This window comes from Tissierella carlieri (assembly GCF_018917285.1).
GTDB lineage: Bacteria > Bacillota > Clostridia > Tissierellales > Tissierellaceae > Tissierella > Tissierella carlieri.
This window is the reverse complement of sequence record NZ_JAHLOH010000027.1, coordinates 25,938-45,312: the sequence shown is the minus strand read 5'-3', so window position 1 is coordinate 45,312 and position 19,375 is coordinate 25,938. Positions and strand designations below refer to the sequence as shown.

Here is a 19,375-nt window from a genome sequence, read left to right as displayed (position 1 = left end):
AAAGATAAAATGGATTATATCAATGGATTCTATTTCCTTATATACTTTTAGTAGCCCTAAAGGGTTAATGTTATAGGGTTGTTATGTTTGTTGTTTAATATATAAACTATACTATTACAATAATTAAATTTAATTGTCTATATCAATAATAATACACACTTGACTTTTTTTTCAATACCAATATATAATGATTTTAAATTTAATCTATATTGAATTGACAAAGATAAGATAACATATGAGATCAGGGATTATTTTCTAAGGAAAAAGAGTTTTGAATATAGAATGAATTATTATAATCAAAAAAGACAGAATTGTATTTGACGGGTAAATATTGGAGGAATTTAGGTATAAAGGAGAGTTGCCATGAACGGCTTCATCGAAATAAAAAATGCACGAATACATAATCTAAAAGGAGTAGATGTAAAGATCCCCAAAAATAAACTAACTGTAATTACTGGTGTATCTGGCAGCGGAAAATCAAGCCTTGCATTTGATACCCTTTATGAGGAAGGAAAACGAAGATATCTTATGTTCTCTGGGACACAGTTTATAGTTGACAGTACACCTTCTTTTGACAGTATGACAGGGCTTTCTCCGACGGTTGCAGTAGAACAGCGTATAATCCGTCAGTCTAATCCTCGAAGTACAGTTGGTACACGAACAAAAATAAGCAATATGCTTGCTATGTTGTTCGCCGCTTATGGGGTGAGAGATGACAAATATAATGATGGCATACCCCTTACGATGGAGATGTTTCAAAAAAATTCTCCCAAGGGTATGTGTGTAAAGTGTCTGGGCACGGGATTTATTAAAGAACTTGATGAAGAAAAGCTGTTTGAAGATTTATCGCAAAAAATAGAGGATGTTTGCTTAGGATTAGGAAAACGGGGAATTACAAAGCGAATGCTTGATAGCTTTTGTAAATATCATAATATTTCTCCCACAGACAAACTCTCAACGCTTACTGATGAGCAATTAAACTTTTTGAAATATGGTGATAATGGAAAATCATCCTTTATGGGTTTTGTGCCATGGATAATGCATACTACAAATGGAGCTTTCTCAACATCGAGTCGCCTCGAATATTTGCTTACCAATGCAGGATATATGGGCAAAGCATCTTGTCCGAAATGTGGTGGCGCGGGTCTTGGAGAACAGGCTGCCCATACTGCTATAGGAGGCAAAACTATTTCTGAGCTTGAAAATATGTATATAAAAGATTTGTACGAATTTTTAGCTACAGTCCCTATAACATCACCTTTGTTAAGCAAGATATTAGTAAAGCTAAATTGTATGGTTGATGTGGGGTTGCATCATCTTGCGCTTTCACGACCTGTACCAACACTTTCAGGCGGAGAAATTCAAAGACTATTTTTAGCTTCTTATATCATTGCTGAAATGGACAGTATTATTTTTGTATTTGATGAACCGACAATTGGATTACATGAGGTGGAAAAAGCTAAGCTGATTGAAATTTTGAAAAATCTCGTTGGTCGTGGAAATACAGTTATAGCTGTTGAACATGATGAAAAATTTATACGATCTGCTGACTACATCATTGACCTAGGTCCAAATGCAGGTGTACTTGGCGGTGAACTGATTTTTCAAGGTGGTTTTGAAGAATTTTTGTATTGTAAAAATTCAAATACATCACCATATTTAAGAGGTGAAGAAACTCTGGAAATGGAAAAACGAATCAGGACTATCGATATGCTAAATGTCTTAAAGATAGAAAATGCAGCACTTCATAATCTGAAAAATGTTACAGCAGAGATACCGCTTGGATTAATGGTAGGTGTTGCCGGAGTATCAGGAAGCGGAAAATCAAGTCTTATTTCTGACACACTTGTGCCTAAGTTAAAAGAAATGTTGAATACCAAGTGCATAACGGATGATGAAGATGGGGAGTTTACCTATGAATCTAATAATGTAATTATAAGCGGTATAGAACATATAAAAAAATGCTTTGTTATTGACCAAAAACCAATTGGAAGAAGCCGTACATCCTGTCCTGCCACATACACAGGTATGTTTGATCGTATCCGAACTTTGTTTGCAAAGGAGAGCGGACTTTCAGCAGGTCTTTTTACCGTTAATTCCGAGGGTGGCTGTAAAGTATGTAAAGGTGACGGTGAGATACATTATCATGTAGGTTTTGGCAATTTTATTAACTTGGAATGTGAGGCTTGCCGCGGAACAGGTTTTATTCCCGAGGTTTTAGAGGTAATGCTTGACGGAAAGAATATTAAAGATATCTTATCAATGACGGTGGATGAGGCAGTGGAATTTTTTAAGGGAAAGGATAAATCAATTGATAAAATCCTTGCAACGCTTTCACGTGTGGGTATGAACTATATCACTTTGGGACAAAAAACTCCTACCATATCTGGTGGAGAAAGTCAGCGTATCAAATTGGCAAAGGAGCTTTCAAAAGGACAGAATGCAAAGGATGCAATTTATATCTTGGATGAGCCTACTACAGGGCTATCATTTCATGATAGTAAAAAGCTATTAAAACTTCTTCATGAACTTGTAGATAAAGGTAATACAGTTATCCTCACGGAACATGACCCTTATGTGTTATCAAATTGTGACTATATCATTGAGATGGGTGTCGGCGGAGGCAATGATGGCGGAAATATTATAGCAGCAGGTACACCGAAAGAGTTAAAACAAAACTCAAATTCTATAATAGGACGGTATTTGAAATGAACCATGAAATTGAGGAATATGTTGACCATTATATAAAACAAAGAAGATATCGTCTTATCAACAGCATTTTGCTTTTTAAGGATAATGAGTTGATTCTTGAACGATATTATAATGGATTTACAAAGGATAGCAGAAATAATATAAAATCCATATGGAAAAGTATTTTGTCCATATGTATAGGTATTTGTCTTGATAAAGGATATATTAAGAGCTTAGACGAGCCTATAAGCAATTATTTAACAGAATTTGCTCAGAATGTTCATCCATATCACAAGCTAATCACTGTTCGGCATCTTCTAACCATGTCATCAGGCATATATTGGAATGGCGGTGTTCATTATCACTGCCCCATGCTTGAACAGCTTTGGAGATCAGAAAATTGTTTGGAACATCTTTCAGATACAGCTATGGCAGATGTACCAGGTACAAAATTTGTGTACAAGGAATGGGATGTTATTTTACTATCTGCACTCATAAGCAAGGCAACAGGTATGAGCACATACGAGTTTTGCAGAATAAATTTATATGAGCCCCTTGGAATAACCAGTGGTGAATGGGCTGCATTTTCGAATGGTGTGAATTATAGCATTAGCAACAACCCAATTCTTGAAATGCAATCGGATTTATCTGCTCATGATCTTGCTAAAATCGGTTTTTTGTTTTTGCAAAATGGGAAAGGTATTGTCAGTGATAATTATATAAGACAGGCTATTTCTCCTTCCCAAAGGGAAAGGAATTATGGTTTCTTATTGTGGTTATTTGATGGCGGTTTCAGCTGTCGCGGATATGGAGGTCAGGAGGTAAATATTCTGCCAGAGTCAAATATTGTTTACGTAATACAGGCAACACCATCAGCACAAAGTAAAAGCTATGAAGATGTTTTTGATAATATCATTAAGATAGTACAGGAGTAATAAAGATATAGTATGCATAAAAATAGGGCTTAGATAAAAGAAAGAGCGACCAAAAGGTTGCTCCTAATGCTTTATATGTCTGATAAATTAGAATTTATCAGCTTTTTTTATCTTTATTTTTAGCCATTCAATTAGAAAAGAAATAAGAAAGCAGACAATATAGGAAAGCACTAAATAAATTAATGTCTGTTCTAATATTGGAGGATATGTATTGTTGTAGAGCTTAGAAAAAAGGATTCGAGGTAAAATAATACTCCCAATTGTTACTCCTATACTCACTCCTATTGCAGATTTCAAAGCCTTTTTAACCATAAGATTCCACCTCCATATTGGTCTATTATAACACATAAACATATAGAAACACCCAGTTCTCCTTACTTTTTCAATTATATATAGGAAGCAAGTAAGGGACTGGGTCCTGTTTAAAGCTATACTTCAATATATTGATATACTAGATTATTTTAGTTTCTTTATACATTGGCAGTAGAAACTGAAATTGGTTTTTGTCCACTGAAGCCTCCTTCTTCATTTACGGTAATCGAAAAAATATGCGGAGTCATCATAAATATTATTGAAGTTGCATCAGCCACAACAATTATGCCATATTCGTTAATATGCACATCACCAGAAGCACTTGTATTAGGACCTGCAGTTACAGATATGCTGTCACCTACTGTAACATAATTATAGATGTTCTTAAGCTGGTCAGTATCACAATTCTGAGGAAATGGGCTAGGTGGACTTAAATAAGTTATGGAATCGTCATAAATACTATTTGGAAAATAAAGCATTGTTATTTTATCAATATTAAAAGCAAATGATTCATCTTCTGACTGGAGAACGAGCATTGGTATACTTACAGTATCAGGAGCTTTGTAAAGGGAGTGAATCGGTCCTGAAACTGTTGCAAGTCTATTTGAGAAAATACTAACAGAATCACCTTGATATATATTGACTATTTGTTCTAAAACATGGGCAAATTGCTCTAAAGCAAAGCAACTACTATTATCAGCTATATCACTGTTTAAATAAAAAACTCGCAGATTAGCTTTAGATGGTATCGTATTTGAGAAAAAAACAGTAGTATTTGATGTATTTACCAATGAGATGTTGATAGGGGCATCACTGACATCTAAAATAGCTATTCCATTCATATTACCTGTTTTATTTGGTGAATTGCTATCAAATTCATGACCTTTGTCAGAAATTAACTTAAAAATAACGCTGGGTGAACCGAAGATTGACTGCATAGCTACATACCAATCAATGATGTACAGACCATTTTCAGAAATAGTAATGGTACCTGTAATATTATTATAACTTATATTTCCTATCATACTAATTGTCTCATCAAATATAACATTATTATTATTTAAAATACTATCATCATTATTTTTTTGAAGTTGTAATATTGTATTATTCATAGCTACACCCTTTTTATATAGTTTAAATTGATCTTTATATATTATATGCCTTCGGTTTAAAAGTGTTAAATACAATAGTCGTAAGTGAAGATTAAGGATATACTCATAATTTATCATATAAATTAAAAAATCCATTGCTGGTAGCAACGGATTTTTAATGAGAACCTATTAATGAAGTTTAACTTGAGGTTGTACGTTTTATATTTTTCTTTATAGGTAACCTCAAAAATTAAAGTTACTTTGCTGTTTTAAGCATTTCCCTGAAATACCATATTAGTATCCATGCATAAATATTGTACTGATTTTCGGCCAGTTTCAAGGGCAACAGGAAGTCCTCCGGGAATTATAAGTCGGTGGCCGGCAAAATAAAGATTGGATATACTTTCAGGTTTTGAGGGATAGGGATGCATTTTTACACCTTTACCCATAATCGACATCCATGAACCTTTATAAGAATTCAGATAGCGTTCATAAGTCAGAGGAGTAGCGATATCCCACACTTCTACCTTACCGGCAGTCTGAGGATATTTTTTTGCCAAAACATCAATGAAGTTTTCCGCAAGTTTTTGCTTTTCTGATTCATAGTTACCCTTTATCTTCTGCTCCTTCCACCATTCATAACTATCTCCTGGAAGTATAGAAGTAATGGCAGTACATCCATTTGGAGCATAGCCTTCGTAAGTCGCATAGTTATTTATACTGATTTCCTTGATTTCTTTTTCGGCACAGAATACCGGAGTATCACTTGTAAAGACCATACTTTCATGAATATTAGACAAGTCCTCTTTGATTCCTAAACAAATAAAAGTATTTAGCATAGGTTTAATTTCAGAGCGCATCTTATCCGCCCATGGCTCTCTAAGTGGGTTATCAAACAGAGTGTCAATCGCAGCCAGTGTATCTTGTGTGATGATGACTGCATCTGCAGAGATTTTTGCCCCATTAAAAACAATACCCGTAGCACTACCACTTTTAATTATAATCTTTTCAACTTTACTATTATATTTTATCACACCGCCTAAGGCTTCAAACCGTTTTGCTATCCTACTCGCCATGGCAAGTGAGCCACCTGAAGGATATCCACCATCACCCTTTGCAAGAGTTGATAATGTGAATAACATGCTTGTGGCATTGTTATCATCGCCGACAATATTCTTAAATAAGTCTTGTAGAAAAGGATTTTTATATCGCATTGCATATTCTTTTACCGTTTGATTTGAGTAGAAAGACATTCTAAAAAATGCAGGAATCATAGAAATCAATTTTGATATCGGTATAGCGGATTTTTCCTTAACCTTTACGTTTTTAATATCCGTAATGGGCATATCCACTTTCATAAATTTTTTCAAATCCCTGCAAAGGCACATTATTTGCTTTTCATCTTCAGGTGATAACTCAATCAAATGAGACTGTAGTTTATCAATATCTCGATATAAAAAAGCCATCTTTCCCTTATCTTCAAAGGCAAAAAACGGGTCACGGTTATAAATGGAAGTGTTGTCATCCAGTGCCCCGATTTCACGCCAAAGCTTATGGAGGGCAGTTTTCGGAGAAGAACCTGTCAGCCAGTGCATACCACCTTCAAAGAGATAGCCCTTTCTTTTCCAGCTTGTAGATGCACCGCCTGGAATGGAATGAGCCTCATAAATCACCACATCAAAACCACTTTGGCAGGCATATACGCCTGCCGTTAGTCCAGCAATACCAGCACCGATAATAATAACCTTTTTCATCAGCCTTACCTCCTTATTATATCAATAATCCAATCACTATCAGGACATGGTGAATTTGGATTAAGCGCAATTTCCTCCGCAATGCCCCTTACAGCAGACCAAAAAGCAATTGAAAGAGCATAAGGGTCACCACTGCGGATCGTACCTTCTTCCTGACCTTTCAAAATTAGCTCAGAAGTTGGCTTATAAATATTAAAACTGGCAAGCATCTCTTTGACATAATCAGGAGCTACTTCATTATAAAAGGCTTGATTCATCAATACAAACATCTTTGCAGTAAATGGCTCGGCTTTGATATAATGAAAAATTTGCCTTGCGACATCTTCAAAAAAGGCAAGGGGTTCTTTTTCAGTAGGAGCCATAACACTCATAGGCCCTGAAATGCCAAGACTTATCAATTCTTCATATAGTTTTTCCTTTGAAGCGAAATAATGAAACAACAATCCCACACTCATTCCAACCTGCTCTGCAATGTCACTTACTTTTGTAGCAGAATATCCCTTGCGTATGAATAAATCCAGTCCGGCATTTAGTATCTCACTTCTTCGCTTTTCTTTTTGTTTTTCACGAATTCCCATTATTGAATCTCCATTCATTGAATATATATTCAATATTATATATCTATTATTGAGATTTGTAAACATTTTTGAAGAGAGTTCATGGGTTTCCAATATATATGATATTAAGAATGCTATTATAACAATGGTGGAGATGTTTTTAATGATTTTTCTATAAAATACGAAAATGACACCGTACTTGAAAGCTTTCCTTCAAATTCAGTGCCATTTTGTTTTGATAAAAAACAAAGTACATAGACTAATCTATGTACTTTGTTAAAATATTCTGGAGCTGGCGAGAGGAATTGAACCCCCAACCTACTGATTACAAGTCAGTTGCTCTGCCGATTGAGCTACGCCAGCATGCTTATTCATTTTTTTCCTACGACTTACATACTTTTGATTCTTGGCGGCCCGACTAAGTGATGTACACGAAATTGAAAACCACAATTTCGGTCCCCTACTTATGCCGATTGAGCTACGCCAGCACTTACTTAATTCACAATTATCAGTTCACATTTCACAATTGAAAAACCAAACTCTCAAACCAATATTCTTAGTTTTGCTCAGAATATCATTTCTAACGTTTCTCAATTGTGCATTGTGCATCGTGAATTGTTAATTGATTAATGGCGACCTGGAAGGGACTCGAACCCTCGACCTCCAGCGTGACAGGCTGGCATTCTAACCATCTGAACTACCAGGCCAAATGTTCAAATTCACAATTGTCATTTCACAGTTCACAATTGAAATTTAAAAGACCAATAAAACATTATTTAATTGTGTATTGTGAATTATAATTTTGGTGACCCCACCGGGATTCGAACCCGGGTTACCGCCGTGAAAGGGCGATGTCTTAACCGCTTGACCATGGGGCCATATCTGTCGTCAAAAACAACCTTTTTTATTATACTACGATTTATGAAATTTGTCAAAGGAAAAGTTTAAATATTTTTAGACATTTTAAGGAATGTTAATTTTTCTATATTTATATTATTTTTATTTAAGTAAATAAAGATAATTTTATCACCCTGGGATTAATGATTTAGATCTCTATTTAAAGAAAAATAAAATAGGAAAATCTCTTGAATTAGCAAAAATTAGCTTGTTTTGTAACTAATTTTTACTTCTTTGAATAAAATAGTATAAAGGGATAGGAGTGTTAGTTATGAGAAGATACTTTAGCAGAAATAACGACACAAGAATGCTGATAAGAAGAATATCCGGAACAATAGGCATTATTATAATGCTTTGTATAGTCCCTTTCAAATTTCTCATGTTTGCTATAGGGTTAATCTGCTTAATTTTTGCTCTATTAATATAAAGATAAGATAAGGCTTGTCATTTTCTAAAGAATGGCAAGCCTTATTTTGTTCTATTTTATATAAATTACTTCAAATAAATTTCATAAAATAAAAAATGATGCATTAAATCAAAAAAATTCACATATGATTAGAAGGACAAGTCGTAGCATAACTTTGTATTAAATATTAGTTTACTACTGAGGAGGGGTGTTATGATATATTTTAATAGGGATAGGACGGAAGTTATAGAAGAACTTATGTCAGATGAAAAGGATGGTTTGAGTGATCTAGATGTTAAAGCAGCACAAGAGAAATATGGACCAAATGAGTTTTCAAAAAGTAAGACAAGTTCATCCTGGGATGATTTATCAGATCCTCTGATAATTATACTTTTGATTGCAGCAGCCATAAGTTTTTTAATTGGAGAGTACATAGATGCAATTGGAATAATTTTAGCTATAACTTTAGGTTCTGTAATTGGGTACTTAACGGAAGAAAAATCTAAACAAGCTGCTGAAGAATTATCTAAAATAACGGAAAATATTTTTATTAAATGTATTCGAAATGGAGAAGTAAATCTTGTACTAAAAAATGATTTAGTCCCAGGTGATATCGTGCTCTTAGAGACAGGAAATATTGTTCCAGCTGATGGTAGAATATTGGAGTCAATGGGACTAAAGGCAAGAGAGGATATGCTAACTGGTGAATCTGATGATGTTGATAAGCACGCAGATATAATAATTGATATGGAAAAGATTGAAGTCAAAGGAAATACTATAATTCAAGAACCAGTTCCAGCAAAACAAATAAATATGCTATTTGGTGGTACCCTAATTGCCAGCGGAAGGGGCAAAATGATAGTAACTGCAATAGGCGATTCAACTCAGATGGGTAAAATTGCTCAAAGTATAAATGAGGTAGATAATGAAACACCACTCCAAATAAAATTAGGTGATTTAGGTAAAAACATTGCTAAACTATCAGGTTCCATTGCACTAATATTATTTATATTTATGATATTGAAAATGCTTATTCAAAAATTAATTATTATTGATAGCTCTGGAATTATTCCGTTTTTGAATTCAATTAAACCGGTGAAAAATGCTTTTGTTGTTTGTGTTGCCCTTGTAGTTGCTGCTGTACCTGAAGGGCTTCCTACAATGATTAATATGACTCTTGCTATTACAATGCAGAAGATGGCAAAGATAAATGCATTGATAACAAAAAAAGAATCTTGTGAAACAATAGGATCGATTTCAGTTATCTGTTCCGATAAAACAGGAACATTGACACAAAATAGAATGACTGTAGAAAAGGTTTTTGTTAATGGAGATTATAAAGAAAAGTATGATTCAAATGAGAGCTACTTTATAGATAACTGTATAATAAATTCAACAGCGGATATAAAGTATATAAATAGGGAATGGCAATACATGGGAAGTGCAACAGAATGTGCATTATTGGTATATTTAGAAGACAAGCAGTATTTTGAATATAGGAAAAGTAAAGATATTACTTATCAGATTCCCTTTACGTCAAAGACAAAGAGAATGGATACAGTTATTAGAGAAGGAGAAGATTATGTACTTTTATCTAAAGGGGCACCTGAGGTTATTTTAGATTCTTGTGAATATGAATATTTAAATGGTCAGATTGTTAAGCTTACAAAAGATAGAAAGCAATATATTGTTGAACAGATAAAAAAGCTTCAAGATCAGGCAATGAGAGCATTGGGGTTTGCTTATAAAAAAATATCTAAATCAAATATTAATACATTTAACAACACTAATGTGGATCTTTACGAAAGAAATTTAATATTTACAGGATTTGTAGGTATTAGAGATCCTCTAAGGCCTGATGTAAAAGATGCGATTTCTATTGCAGAGAAAGCTGGAGTGAAGACTAAGATGCTAACTGGTGATAATATTAATACAGCAGTAGCTATTGGATATGAACTAGGATTATTAGAGAACAATAATAGAGCTGTAGAATCAACCTTTATAGATGCTCTCTCAGATCAAGAACTAAGAGAGGAAATAAAGACTATTTCAATAGTAGCTAGATCAAAACCTGAAACAAAGATGAGGATAGTAGAAGCCCTCCAAGATAATGGTGAAGTTGTAGCAGTAACAGGTGATGGAATAAATGATGTCCCCGCATTAGTAAAGGCAGATGTAGGTATAGCTATGGGTATTGCTGGTACAGAAGTAACCAAAAAATCTGCTAGCATAATTTTAACAGATGATAGTTTTAGCACTATAGTAAGAGGAATACAGTGGGGAAGAGGTATATATGAAAATTTTCAGAGATTTATTCAATTTCAATTAACTGTCAATATAGTAGCTTTTTTAATAGCAATAATTTCTCAAATTATAGGTAGAGATATGCCTTTTACAACAATACAGTTATTGTGGATTAATATAATAATGGACGGGCCGCCAGCCTTATCTTTAGGCTTAGAGCCGGTAAGAGAAGATTTATTAAATAGAAAGCCTATTAAGAAAAATAGTAACATTATCTCGGAAACTATGTTAAAGTCAATTATTGTAAATTCAACTTTTATTACTCTAATATTATTTATACAAATGTTTTGGAATCCTTTAGGGGTATCAACAAGTAATTATAGCCAGGCTGGTATTTACGTTGGGAATGAAATGCAGACATCATTATTCGCATTATTGGCTTTTAGTGCTTTATTTAATGCTTTAAATTGCAGAGAATTTGGATTAAATAGTATAATCCCTAACTTTGGGAAGAATAATTTGGCATTGATAACATTACTTGCAACAGGATGTGCACAAATAATATTTATGACATATTATAATTATTTCTTTAATACAGTACCTTTAAGATTTGCGGTCTGGGTAAAGATTATAATTATGGCTTCTGCAGTTGTATGGGCTAATGAAATTTTAAAATATTTCCTACGATCAATACGTTCAAAAACCACATATTAGTATGTGGTTTTTGATGCTTTTTCTATATTAACTTAATGATTGCCAAACAAATAAGGATTATGCCAGAGAGCCAAGATAAATTAATTTTTGATTTCTCGGCAAATTTTCTACCAATAAGTAATCCAAACCATATAAAGACTGAGTTTGTAATTAATGAAAATAACACCACAAGTTTTAAATTAATTGATCCCAAAGCGCTGGCAAAACCTAAAACAACAGCATCAATAGAAAGTGCAACTCCAAGATAGAGAATTTCTTTTAAGCTAATCTTTTCTACATTTATTAAATCATTTTTTATTTGATTGATATATATATTAGTTACAAATGTCAAATCAAATAATGTAAATATATATTTTTTAACTAATCCTTGATTTTTAGATATATAGGTTTTAGAAATACCTTGTAATAAATAAAATAAACCTAATGATCCTAAAGTGGCAAAACTTATTATTAAGGCACTGTTACCTGGAAGGATATTTCTTACCATAGCCCCACAAAATATAGATAGAGCCAATATTGAAGTGCTAATAAGGTTAAGGATTTGTATTGATAAAAAAGGTATTTTAACCTTATTTGCTCCATAAGCAATACTTGCTACAAATGAATCTAAGGAGCATGATAATGCAAATAAAAAAGCTTCTAGCATGATGATCTCCCTTCTCTTAAAAATATCAATCTAATATATATAATATCCCTATAGCTTTAATTTGTGCTTAAATAAATATTAAGTGGAAGATAAATTTAATGCTTATTCACCTGTTAAATTTTATTTTTGTATGTTATAATATGAAAGTAAATAATAAGGAGAGATGTCCGAGAGGTTGAAGGTGGCGGTCTCGAAAACCGTTGTGCAGTGCAAGCTGCACCGTGGGTTCAAATCCCACTCTCTCCGCCAGAATGATAGGACAAAACAGATGCAAGATGTCATCTGTTTTGTCCTAATTTTTTATGTTATACTAAGTTGAAGATAATTTATATTATCCGTACAGGTATTTTTTATAATGGAGGCTTCAATGAAAAAGATCATCGTTACCATGATAGTATTACTTATGCTATTCACAGGATTGGCAACACCGGTTTATGCGATATCGGACGCACAATCTGCGGCAATACAAGCATTGCTTGATGATGCCTGTCGTATATCTGGTGTACCGGGTATGTCAATTTCTATAATCGCAAGAGATGAAATGTTCTACTTTTCCTCCGGCTACGCAGACCGTGATAAAAGGTTGCCCGCCAGTGAAAACACCCTATACGAGCTGGCTTCGGTTAGTAAGGCTTTTACTGGTGTGGGCATTTTACTGTTAGAGGAGCAGGGACTACTGTCCATGATCGACCCTGTTCAGAAATATTTGCCTTGGCTTACGATGGAGTATAAAGGGATGCCTGTTGATATGCAGAGCCTTACACTTAATCACTTTCTTCACCATACCAGTGGCTTGACAAATCGAAAGCATATTCAAAGCATCCCGCAAGGCAATACGCCAGATATGTTGCGAAAAACCGTGGAAGCATTGGTAGACGCTGAACTGGCATTTCCCCTTGGTAAGCAATACGAGTATGGAACTGTCAATTATGATGTATTAGGTTTGGTTATTGAGGTTGTGTCTGGTCAAAGCTATGAAAGCTTTATGACGGAGCAGGTATTTCGCCCCTTGGGCTTATATCATACTTATGTTTATAAAGAAGAAGCCCAAGCGACCGGGCAACTGGCGCAGGGCTACCGATCTTCTTTTTTTATAACAAGCTCATATGACGCGCCAGATTATGCTGGTAACAAACCAGCGGGATATATCATGTCCTGTACAAAGGATATGGCCCATTGGATGAACATACAGATGGGTGGTGTACAAGATATACCTGAAGTATTTAAAGGGGTTATCATGAAATCACATCATGGAGACGTATCTGTTCCGGATGTCAATGGAATGTATTATGCAGCGGGATGGATGGTAAACGCTGACAAAACAATTATTGAGCACTCGGGGGGAAATCCAAATTTCTCAACTGAAGTGGTAATACTGCCAAATGAACGAACAGCCTTCTGCCTGCTAACCAACGGCGCTAATACCAATATCGGTCTGGTAAAAAGTATTAAAGATATATTGGACGGCAATCTTACGCAGTCGTATAAAATAAGTGGCATACAGCTTTTGGATATCATTCTTTCGTTTACCACAATTATTGTTTGTCTGTTGGCTATCATTTTCTTTATTTTGGGGTTACGTAGAAAGAAAATGAATGAGCGGCAATCAATAACAAAAAAGAGAATACTCATAACCTTTGTTTGGCTAATGGTTACTTTTGCCATGTGCATTATGTGCTGGGTTTTCCCAATGCTCTTCGGATACGATTGGTCAACGTTACTTGTTTGGCAAACATATAGTATTTTTACAGTTTTGATTTCACTGGCACTATTAACTGCTTCTATTACATTCTTTGTATACACTCGCCAGCATAATGCCGTGTCCCGATAATGAGCATAATCTTACCTGCATCTATTTTGACCTAATAGCACAAATTCATCAGGCTAAAAAAGATACAGAGTTGTATCTTTTTTAGCCTGAGTTTTATAATACAATAAATTAAGATAGTTATAGGATGGCTAATAATGGACATTTGAAGTAATGATTATATAGTATATAATGAACCTTGCAGCAATTAATTTATTTTGCAGGGTATTTTTTGATTGATTATGATACATTTATTTCGGAGGAGATAAATATGGAATGGGTAACAAAGTTAAATGAAGCGATAAGTTATATCGAAGAGAATATTAAGGGTAAGATTGATTATGCCACTGCAGCACGTATTGCATGCTGTTCACTTACACGTTTTCAACGAACATTTTCCTTGGTTTCGGATACGACGATTGGAGATTATGTTCGATACAGGAAAATGGCATTGGCAGCTGATGAATTGAAAAGTTCCAGCATAAAAGTAATCGATCTTGCATTGAAATATGGCTACGATTCCCCGGATTCATTTACACGAGCATTTCAAAAATTTCATGGAATGTCACCCACCACCGTGCGTAAATTAGGGGTGTCAAAGGCTTATCCAGCCATCTCGTTCCAAATAAATATTAACGGAGGAAATGTTTATATGGGAAAAAAACCAGTAGTACAAATTGAGGAATTCGTCGGCAAGCAAGTAGTCTCATTTTTTGTAGATCAAATTGATCCTGAAAAACATGCATGGAATTTAATGCGCACTTGGGTGAAAAGTAATATCAAGGATTATTCTATGAGAAGATACATTGGATGTGCACCTAAAGGACATCATCCACAGGGTGAGCAGCATAAATCAAACGAAGGCCCTGTTAAACATGAATATTATGCACAAATGATTCTATTCGACAACGAAGATATCAGCGATTTATGTAAGGATGTGGATATATGTGCTGCACCACAAGGCCTATTTTTAATAGGAGATATAATTTTTAACGAATTTCACGATGATGGCACAATAGATATCGGGACATCCATGCAAAAATCATCTCAAATAATGTTTGATTGCATGAATGAAATCGGAGGTTATGAGCTGGACTTTAATCATCGATGCTTTTATGAAGAACATATTTTTCCTAAAGAATGGTTTTATGGAGCGGATGAAATGGCTGAAATGAAGCTATGGCTGCCAATTAAGAAGATGTAATCAATATATACATTTTGGGCATAATGCCAGTAAAACCTGTTATTAGTAAGATTTTGATTTAAATTTACACCATATCTGTCCAAAGTTGGGTACGACATCAAACGATACCATTTTTATAGGAGAAGTTAAGCACTATAACATATTGTATGATACAATCAAGGGTATCTTTTTTTACCTAACTTTCTAAAATTATTAGACTAGGAAAGATACTAATTTGTGTCTTCTCAGTCTAAATTTTGTATGTTATATTTGAAAAGAGAGTTCATTTTTAGCAAGGAGATATATCTTATGTATGAACGTATGCTCGATAAATTAAAAGAACCTTCCCTAAACGAAATGATAAAGTATTGCGGAATTACAGGAGAGCTATTTGAATGTCTTAATCAAGAGATTTTATTTAAGTACAAAACAGAATTTAAGATTCGTTTTCCCTATGGAAATCATTATGGATGGGGAATAAAACACAAATTTAAAAACGAACATATCTGTGATATTTTTCCTGAAAAAGACGCATTTACAATAATGATACGATTAACAAATAAACAAATAGATAAAATCTATTGGGAATTATCTGCATATACACAAGAAATATGCGACAATAAATACCCTTGTGGAGAGGGGGGATGGCTTAAATATCGGGTAGTTTCTAATGAATATATGGAGGACGCATTTAAGCTATTAAATACAAAATTACAAAAATGATTACTACATAATTATTAGCATAATCTTATCTGCCCTTATTTTGTGATAATAATACAGAATATTAGGTCTAAAAAGATGCCACGGGTTAATCCCATGGCATCAGTATTTTGAATGACTCAACTATAATTTTTATAGACATATGGAAGCTCTATACATTTCCAAGGAGTATATACTCCCATTAAAATAGCTTTAATTGCTTACGGATATTAGAATCCACTCTTCTATCTATAATTTTTTCATCATCTCTTACTTCACCAATTAATAATTCTCCCATTGGATTGTGCTTGCTACAGTTTTTGGCAACAGATGAATCACTGTAATTTGCATAGCAATAAATACAGCCGTTTTTACAGGTGTTGTATGCACCAATGTCAAAGCTTTTAAAGCAGCCGCAGTTATCACGCTGATTTTTGTCAGCGACAATATTAAGTTTTTCTCCGAGAATATGCTCAATAACATCTTTATCTATGCAGGAAGCCTTTTGGATTCCATATATCTGTAAATTTATGTTCTCACAGCATGCTTTTATTGTTAACCCATACTCTTTGGCACATTTACTCATAAATATACTAATTTCTGCAATTTCCTCCTTAGATATAGGACGAATGGACTTTGTTTTGAGCTTTGAATACATGTCTACAAAGCTTATGGTTACCATTTCTGTAAAATTATGTAATTTATTGCACATTCTTTCAAATTGTTTCTTGTGATAAGTTATATCAAGAACATCATTAAGTATTAAAGGGTCATATCTCCATAGGACACGTTCTTTACCAATTATTTTACTGAGTTCTATAAAGGTATCTTCTATATCCGATTTATTACGCAGATTCCTCTCAATAGAATTGTCATAAGGTGTGAGGGTAAATTGAAAATAATACTTATATCCAAAACCATCAAGTATAGGCAACTTATCCATAATATTCTGTGCATCCTTAGTCCAAAACACAATACAGTCAATTACATTAGGGGACAGATCTATTCTACTGATTTGTCTGTGATTCATTGGATTCCGGGACAAAACATATCCAGCATTTAAACGATTAATAAACCACTGAGAATAATAACAAGGTATATCTGTTCTGCGAGATGCGGACATTATCATTATTTCACTTCTCCTCTCTGTATTAATTAGAAAAGCATTTCTAAGATTCACATATTTCTCCAAGACTAATTTATGACAGGTAACATAAAGATTTATATAAATATTTTTTAGCGGTTTTAGAGGTTTAGCCCCAAGGCATGTTGAAGAAATCAATTAAATGTAAATTCATTATACTTCAATAATGAAAAAAGGAAAAGAACTGTCTATGTACTATAGAAAAGTGCAATAAAGCTGTAAAACAAGAGACATTTACATCCTAGTATACATATGATAAAATGCAAATAAATAGATTATTACTTTCCTGAAAGGAAGATATACTATGGGAAAATATGATTGCTTAATAGTTGATGATGAAGAGGCATTATCTCAAAGTACCTGTGAATATTTCAATATGTTTGGAGTGAAAACCTTTTGGGCAGCAGATGAAAGGGCATGTTTTGATTTTTTAAGCCAAAATAAAACGGATTTGATACTTTTAGATATTAACTTAGGGGGGGCCTCAGGATTTGAAATATGCAAGAAATTGAGAAATACAACTAATATACCTATCCTCTTCATAAGTGCAAGAACAAGTGATGATGATGTACTCCTTGGTCTTAATGTAGGTGGAGATGACTATATTCAAAAGCCATACTCATTGAATATTCTTTTAGCTAAAGTCAAGGCTGTATTGAAACGATATAGGGGATACGAGGATATATTCTATTTTGGGAGTTTTAAAATCGACTTTATTATGGAAAAGCTTATAAATGATGATAAGGAAATTAAGTTAAAGGCTATGGAATATAAACTCCTTGCTTATTTAATTCAAAATAGAAACCGTAATATTTCAAAAGAGGAACTTTTTCAAAAGGTTTGGGGTGACGTAATTACCAGTGATGGAACACTAAATGTTCATATTAGGAGACTTCGTGAAAAAATCGAAGAAAATCCAAATGAACCATATTATATTAAAACCTTATGGGGGACAGGCTATGCATTTGAAGCTGATTAGGAGTTTAAGATGAAGATTAAAAAATTAACTGCTTTGGCAATTACTATTTTTTTAATTGGTATGAGTATAATACTTTATCTTTTCAATAACACCGAAAATATTAGAATTGATACTGTTGCGGTAAATGATATTACTCAATCCTTGGTAAAACAGTGGAATGATCTAGATAAATTAGATTTACCTTGTTTAGAATATGGACTTGACTATGTTGTTTTGGATAATAAAGGGAATTTCATAGGATCAACAAGAGAAGGTCTTAATGAGAATATAAATTCTGCTGTAAATAATCGAGATACAATAGTTGATATTTTACTTGATACAAAAGTTCTAGGTAAGCTTATTATTTATAATAATACAAATGAACTTTGGAAACAGCATAGAGATAATTTGCTTATCACTTCTTTACTAATCGTAACGTTTACTACTTTGTTTTGTCTTGCCTATGGAATGTATATAGACAGAACTATTTTTAGACCATTTCGCAAACTGCAAGCCTTCGCCCGACATGTAGCGGCAGGTGAATTAGATATGCCCCTTGAAATGGATGAAGGTAATATCTTTGGTGCATTTACAGAAAGCTTTGACTTAATGAGAGAGGAACTGGCTAAAGCAAGGGAAAATGAAAGAAAAGCCAGTCAGAGCAAGAAGGAGCTGGTGGCATCACTGAGTCATGATATAAAAACTCCTGTTGCATCAATAAAGGCTGTCTCTGAAATTATGATAGTAAAATCTAATAGTGAAGAGGATAAAAAACAATTGGGCATCATTAATTCAAAAGCAGATCAGATAAATATACTTATAAATAATATATTTAATGCTACTTTAGAAGAATTGCAGGAATTAAAGGTTATAGTAGGAGAGATATGGAGTACAGAATTATATGATTTAATAAAAAACGCTGATTATAATAACAGAGCTATAGTATCTATAATTCCTGAATGTATTGTTTCGGTAGATAGTTTGAGGCTGTTGCAGGTTATCGAAAATATAATAAGCAATTCATATAAATATGCAGATACGTCAATTAATATCATTGGAAATATAAAAGGTCAATATCTTGAGTTAGAGTTTAAAGACTACGGGCTCGGTATATCATCGGAGGAGGCACCCCTTCTATTTAATAAATTCTATCGTGGAAAAAATTCAATAAGGAAGAGTGGTACAGGACTTGGACTATATATTTCCAAATATCTGATGAATAAAATGCAGGGTGATATTGAATATAAAGCTACAGATATTGGATTTGCCTTAATTCTCAAGCTACGGATTTCGTAAAAGATAACTGTTTTAGATGCAGCTTATCTCAATAGTCTTTT

Annotated in this window: 14 protein-coding genes and 4 tRNA genes; 9 read left to right on the top strand and 9 right to left on the bottom strand. The window is 33.7% G+C overall.

Annotation, left to right across the window (positions count from 1 at the left end):
* The first annotated feature begins 363 nt into the window (after window positions 1-363).
* Together KQI38_RS08030 and KQI38_RS08025 are read left to right on the top strand one after the other, a co-directional pair.
* Entirely contained in the window at window positions 364-2,712 is a 2,349-nt protein-coding gene (locus tag KQI38_RS08030) for an ATP-binding cassette domain-containing protein (protein ID WP_216557859.1), read from the top strand.
* Entirely contained in the window at window positions 2,709-3,626 is a 918-nt protein-coding gene (locus KQI38_RS08025) for a serine hydrolase domain-containing protein (protein WP_216557855.1), read from the top strand. The genes KQI38_RS08030 and KQI38_RS08025 overlap by 4 nt, the downstream gene beginning before the upstream one ends.
* Before the next feature lie 87 nt (window positions 3,627-3,713).
* On the opposite strand, the gene KQI38_RS08020 is transcribed toward KQI38_RS08025, so the two are convergent.
* From KQI38_RS08020 to KQI38_RS07990, 7 genes are all read right to left on the bottom strand, one after another.
* Window positions 3,714-3,938 carry a hypothetical protein gene (locus KQI38_RS08020; RefSeq protein WP_216557852.1) on the bottom strand — a complete coding sequence of 75 codons (225 nt, stop codon included), beginning with the start codon at window positions 3,936-3,938 and terminating at the stop codon, window positions 3,714-3,716.
* Window positions 3,939-4,096: 158 nt separating this feature from the next.
* Window positions 4,097-5,167 carry a hypothetical protein gene (locus KQI38_RS08015; protein ID WP_216557849.1) on the bottom strand — a complete coding sequence of 357 codons (1,071 nt, stop codon included), beginning with the start codon at window positions 5,165-5,167 and terminating at the stop codon, window positions 4,097-4,099.
* A gap of 131 nt (window positions 5,168-5,298) precedes the next feature.
* A complete protein-coding gene (locus tag KQI38_RS08010; protein WP_216557845.1) occupies window positions 5,299-6,783 on the bottom strand; it encodes a phytoene desaturase family protein in 1,485 nt (494 codons plus the stop codon).
* Window positions 6,784-6,788: 5 nt separating this feature from the next.
* Window positions 6,789-7,379 (bottom strand): TetR/AcrR family transcriptional regulator, encoded by a 591-nt coding sequence (locus KQI38_RS08005; RefSeq protein WP_216557842.1) that lies wholly within the window; start codon window positions 7,377-7,379, stop codon window positions 6,789-6,791.
* A 248-nt stretch (window positions 7,380-7,627) separates the two neighbouring features.
* Window positions 7,628-7,703, bottom strand: a tRNA-Thr gene (locus KQI38_RS08000).
* Between the two features lie 267 nt (window positions 7,704-7,970).
* Window positions 7,971-8,047, bottom strand: a tRNA-Asp gene (locus KQI38_RS07995).
* Between the two features lie 96 nt (window positions 8,048-8,143).
* A tRNA-Glu gene (locus KQI38_RS07990) sits at window positions 8,144-8,218 on the bottom strand.
* A gap of 638 nt (window positions 8,219-8,856) precedes the next feature.
* On the opposite strand from KQI38_RS07990, the gene KQI38_RS07985 reads away from it, so the two are divergent.
* Entirely contained in the window at window positions 8,857-11,601 is a 2,745-nt protein-coding gene (locus KQI38_RS07985; RefSeq protein WP_216557839.1) for a calcium-translocating P-type ATPase, PMCA-type, read from the top strand.
* 22 nt (window positions 11,602-11,623) lie between these two features.
* Here KQI38_RS07985 and KQI38_RS07980 read toward each other — a convergent pair whose 3' ends face one another.
* Window positions 11,624-12,247 (bottom strand): manganese efflux pump, encoded by a 624-nt coding sequence (locus KQI38_RS07980; RefSeq protein ID WP_094898738.1) that lies wholly within the window; start codon window positions 12,245-12,247, stop codon window positions 11,624-11,626.
* A 157-nt stretch (window positions 12,248-12,404) separates the two neighbouring features.
* Here KQI38_RS07980 and KQI38_RS07975 point away from each other — a divergent pair.
* The 4 genes from KQI38_RS07975 to KQI38_RS07960 all read left to right on the top strand — a co-directional run bounded on the left by KQI38_RS07975 (window position 12,405) and on the right by KQI38_RS07960 (window position 15,960).
* A tRNA-Ser gene (locus KQI38_RS07975) sits at window positions 12,405-12,496 on the top strand.
* 118 nt (window positions 12,497-12,614) lie between these two features.
* Window positions 12,615-14,078 (top strand): serine hydrolase, encoded by a 1,464-nt coding sequence (locus tag KQI38_RS07970; RefSeq protein WP_216557837.1) that lies wholly within the window; start codon window positions 12,615-12,617, stop codon window positions 14,076-14,078.
* 247 nt (window positions 14,079-14,325) lie between these two features.
* Window positions 14,326-15,258: a helix-turn-helix transcriptional regulator gene (locus KQI38_RS07965; RefSeq protein ID WP_216557834.1), complete on the top strand. Its 933-nt coding sequence runs from the start codon at window positions 14,326-14,328 to the stop codon at window positions 15,256-15,258.
* A gap of 288 nt (window positions 15,259-15,546) precedes the next feature.
* Complete coding sequence (locus KQI38_RS07960; RefSeq protein ID WP_216557831.1) at window positions 15,547-15,960, top strand: DUF3788 domain-containing protein; 414 nt, start codon at window positions 15,547-15,549, stop codon at window positions 15,958-15,960.
* Between the two features lie 178 nt (window positions 15,961-16,138).
* On the opposite strand, the gene KQI38_RS07955 is transcribed toward KQI38_RS07960, so the two are convergent.
* Complete coding sequence (locus tag KQI38_RS07955) at window positions 16,139-17,116, bottom strand: DUF1848 domain-containing protein (protein ID WP_216557828.1); 978 nt, start codon at window positions 17,114-17,116, stop codon at window positions 16,139-16,141.
* A gap of 268 nt (window positions 17,117-17,384) precedes the next feature.
* Here KQI38_RS07955 and KQI38_RS07950 point away from each other — a divergent pair, with 268 nt between their 5' ends.
* Window positions 17,385-18,059: a response regulator transcription factor gene (locus KQI38_RS07950; RefSeq protein WP_216557825.1), complete on the top strand. Its 675-nt coding sequence runs from the start codon at window positions 17,385-17,387 to the stop codon at window positions 18,057-18,059.
* Window positions 18,060-18,068: 9 nt separating this feature from the next.
* Entirely contained in the window at window positions 18,069-19,334 is a 1,266-nt protein-coding gene (locus tag KQI38_RS07945) for a HAMP domain-containing sensor histidine kinase (protein WP_216557822.1), read from the top strand.
* The last annotated feature ends 41 nt before the right edge of the window (window positions 19,335-19,375 follow it).

Bases quoted from the DNA above. Each gene is read 5' to 3' on its own strand.
- KQI38_RS08030 (WP_216557859.1), top strand. From the start codon at position 364: ATGAACGGCTTCATCGAAATAAAAAATGCACGAATACATAATCTAAAA.
- KQI38_RS08025 (WP_216557855.1), top strand. From the start codon at position 2,709: ATGAACCATGAAATTGAGGAATATGTTGACCATTATATAAAACAAAGA.
- KQI38_RS08020 (WP_216557852.1), bottom strand. From the start codon at position 3,938: ATGGTTAAAAAGGCTTTGAAATCTGCAATAGGAGTGAGTATAGGAGTA.
- KQI38_RS08015 (WP_216557849.1), bottom strand. From the start codon at position 5,167: ATGATAAATTATGAGTATATCCTTAATCTTCACTTACGACTATTGTAT.
- KQI38_RS08010 (WP_216557845.1), bottom strand. From the start codon at position 6,783: ATGAAAAAGGTTATTATTATCGGTGCTGGTATTGCTGGACTAACGGCA.
- KQI38_RS08005 (WP_216557842.1), bottom strand. From the start codon at position 7,379: ATGAATGGAGATTCAATAATGGGAATTCGTGAAAAACAAAAAGAAAAG.
- KQI38_RS07985 (WP_216557839.1), top strand. From the start codon at position 8,857: ATGATATATTTTAATAGGGATAGGACGGAAGTTATAGAAGAACTTATG.
- KQI38_RS07980 (WP_094898738.1), bottom strand. From the start codon at position 12,247: ATGCTAGAAGCTTTTTTATTTGCATTATCATGCTCCTTAGATTCATTT.
- KQI38_RS07970 (WP_216557837.1), top strand. From the start codon at position 12,615: ATGAAAAAGATCATCGTTACCATGATAGTATTACTTATGCTATTCACA.
- KQI38_RS07965 (WP_216557834.1), top strand. From the start codon at position 14,326: ATGGAATGGGTAACAAAGTTAAATGAAGCGATAAGTTATATCGAAGAG.
- KQI38_RS07960 (WP_216557831.1), top strand. From the start codon at position 15,547: ATGTATGAACGTATGCTCGATAAATTAAAAGAACCTTCCCTAAACGAA.
- KQI38_RS07950 (WP_216557825.1), top strand. From the start codon at position 17,385: ATGGGAAAATATGATTGCTTAATAGTTGATGATGAAGAGGCATTATCT.
- KQI38_RS07945 (WP_216557822.1), top strand. From the start codon at position 18,069: ATGAAGATTAAAAAATTAACTGCTTTGGCAATTACTATTTTTTTAATT.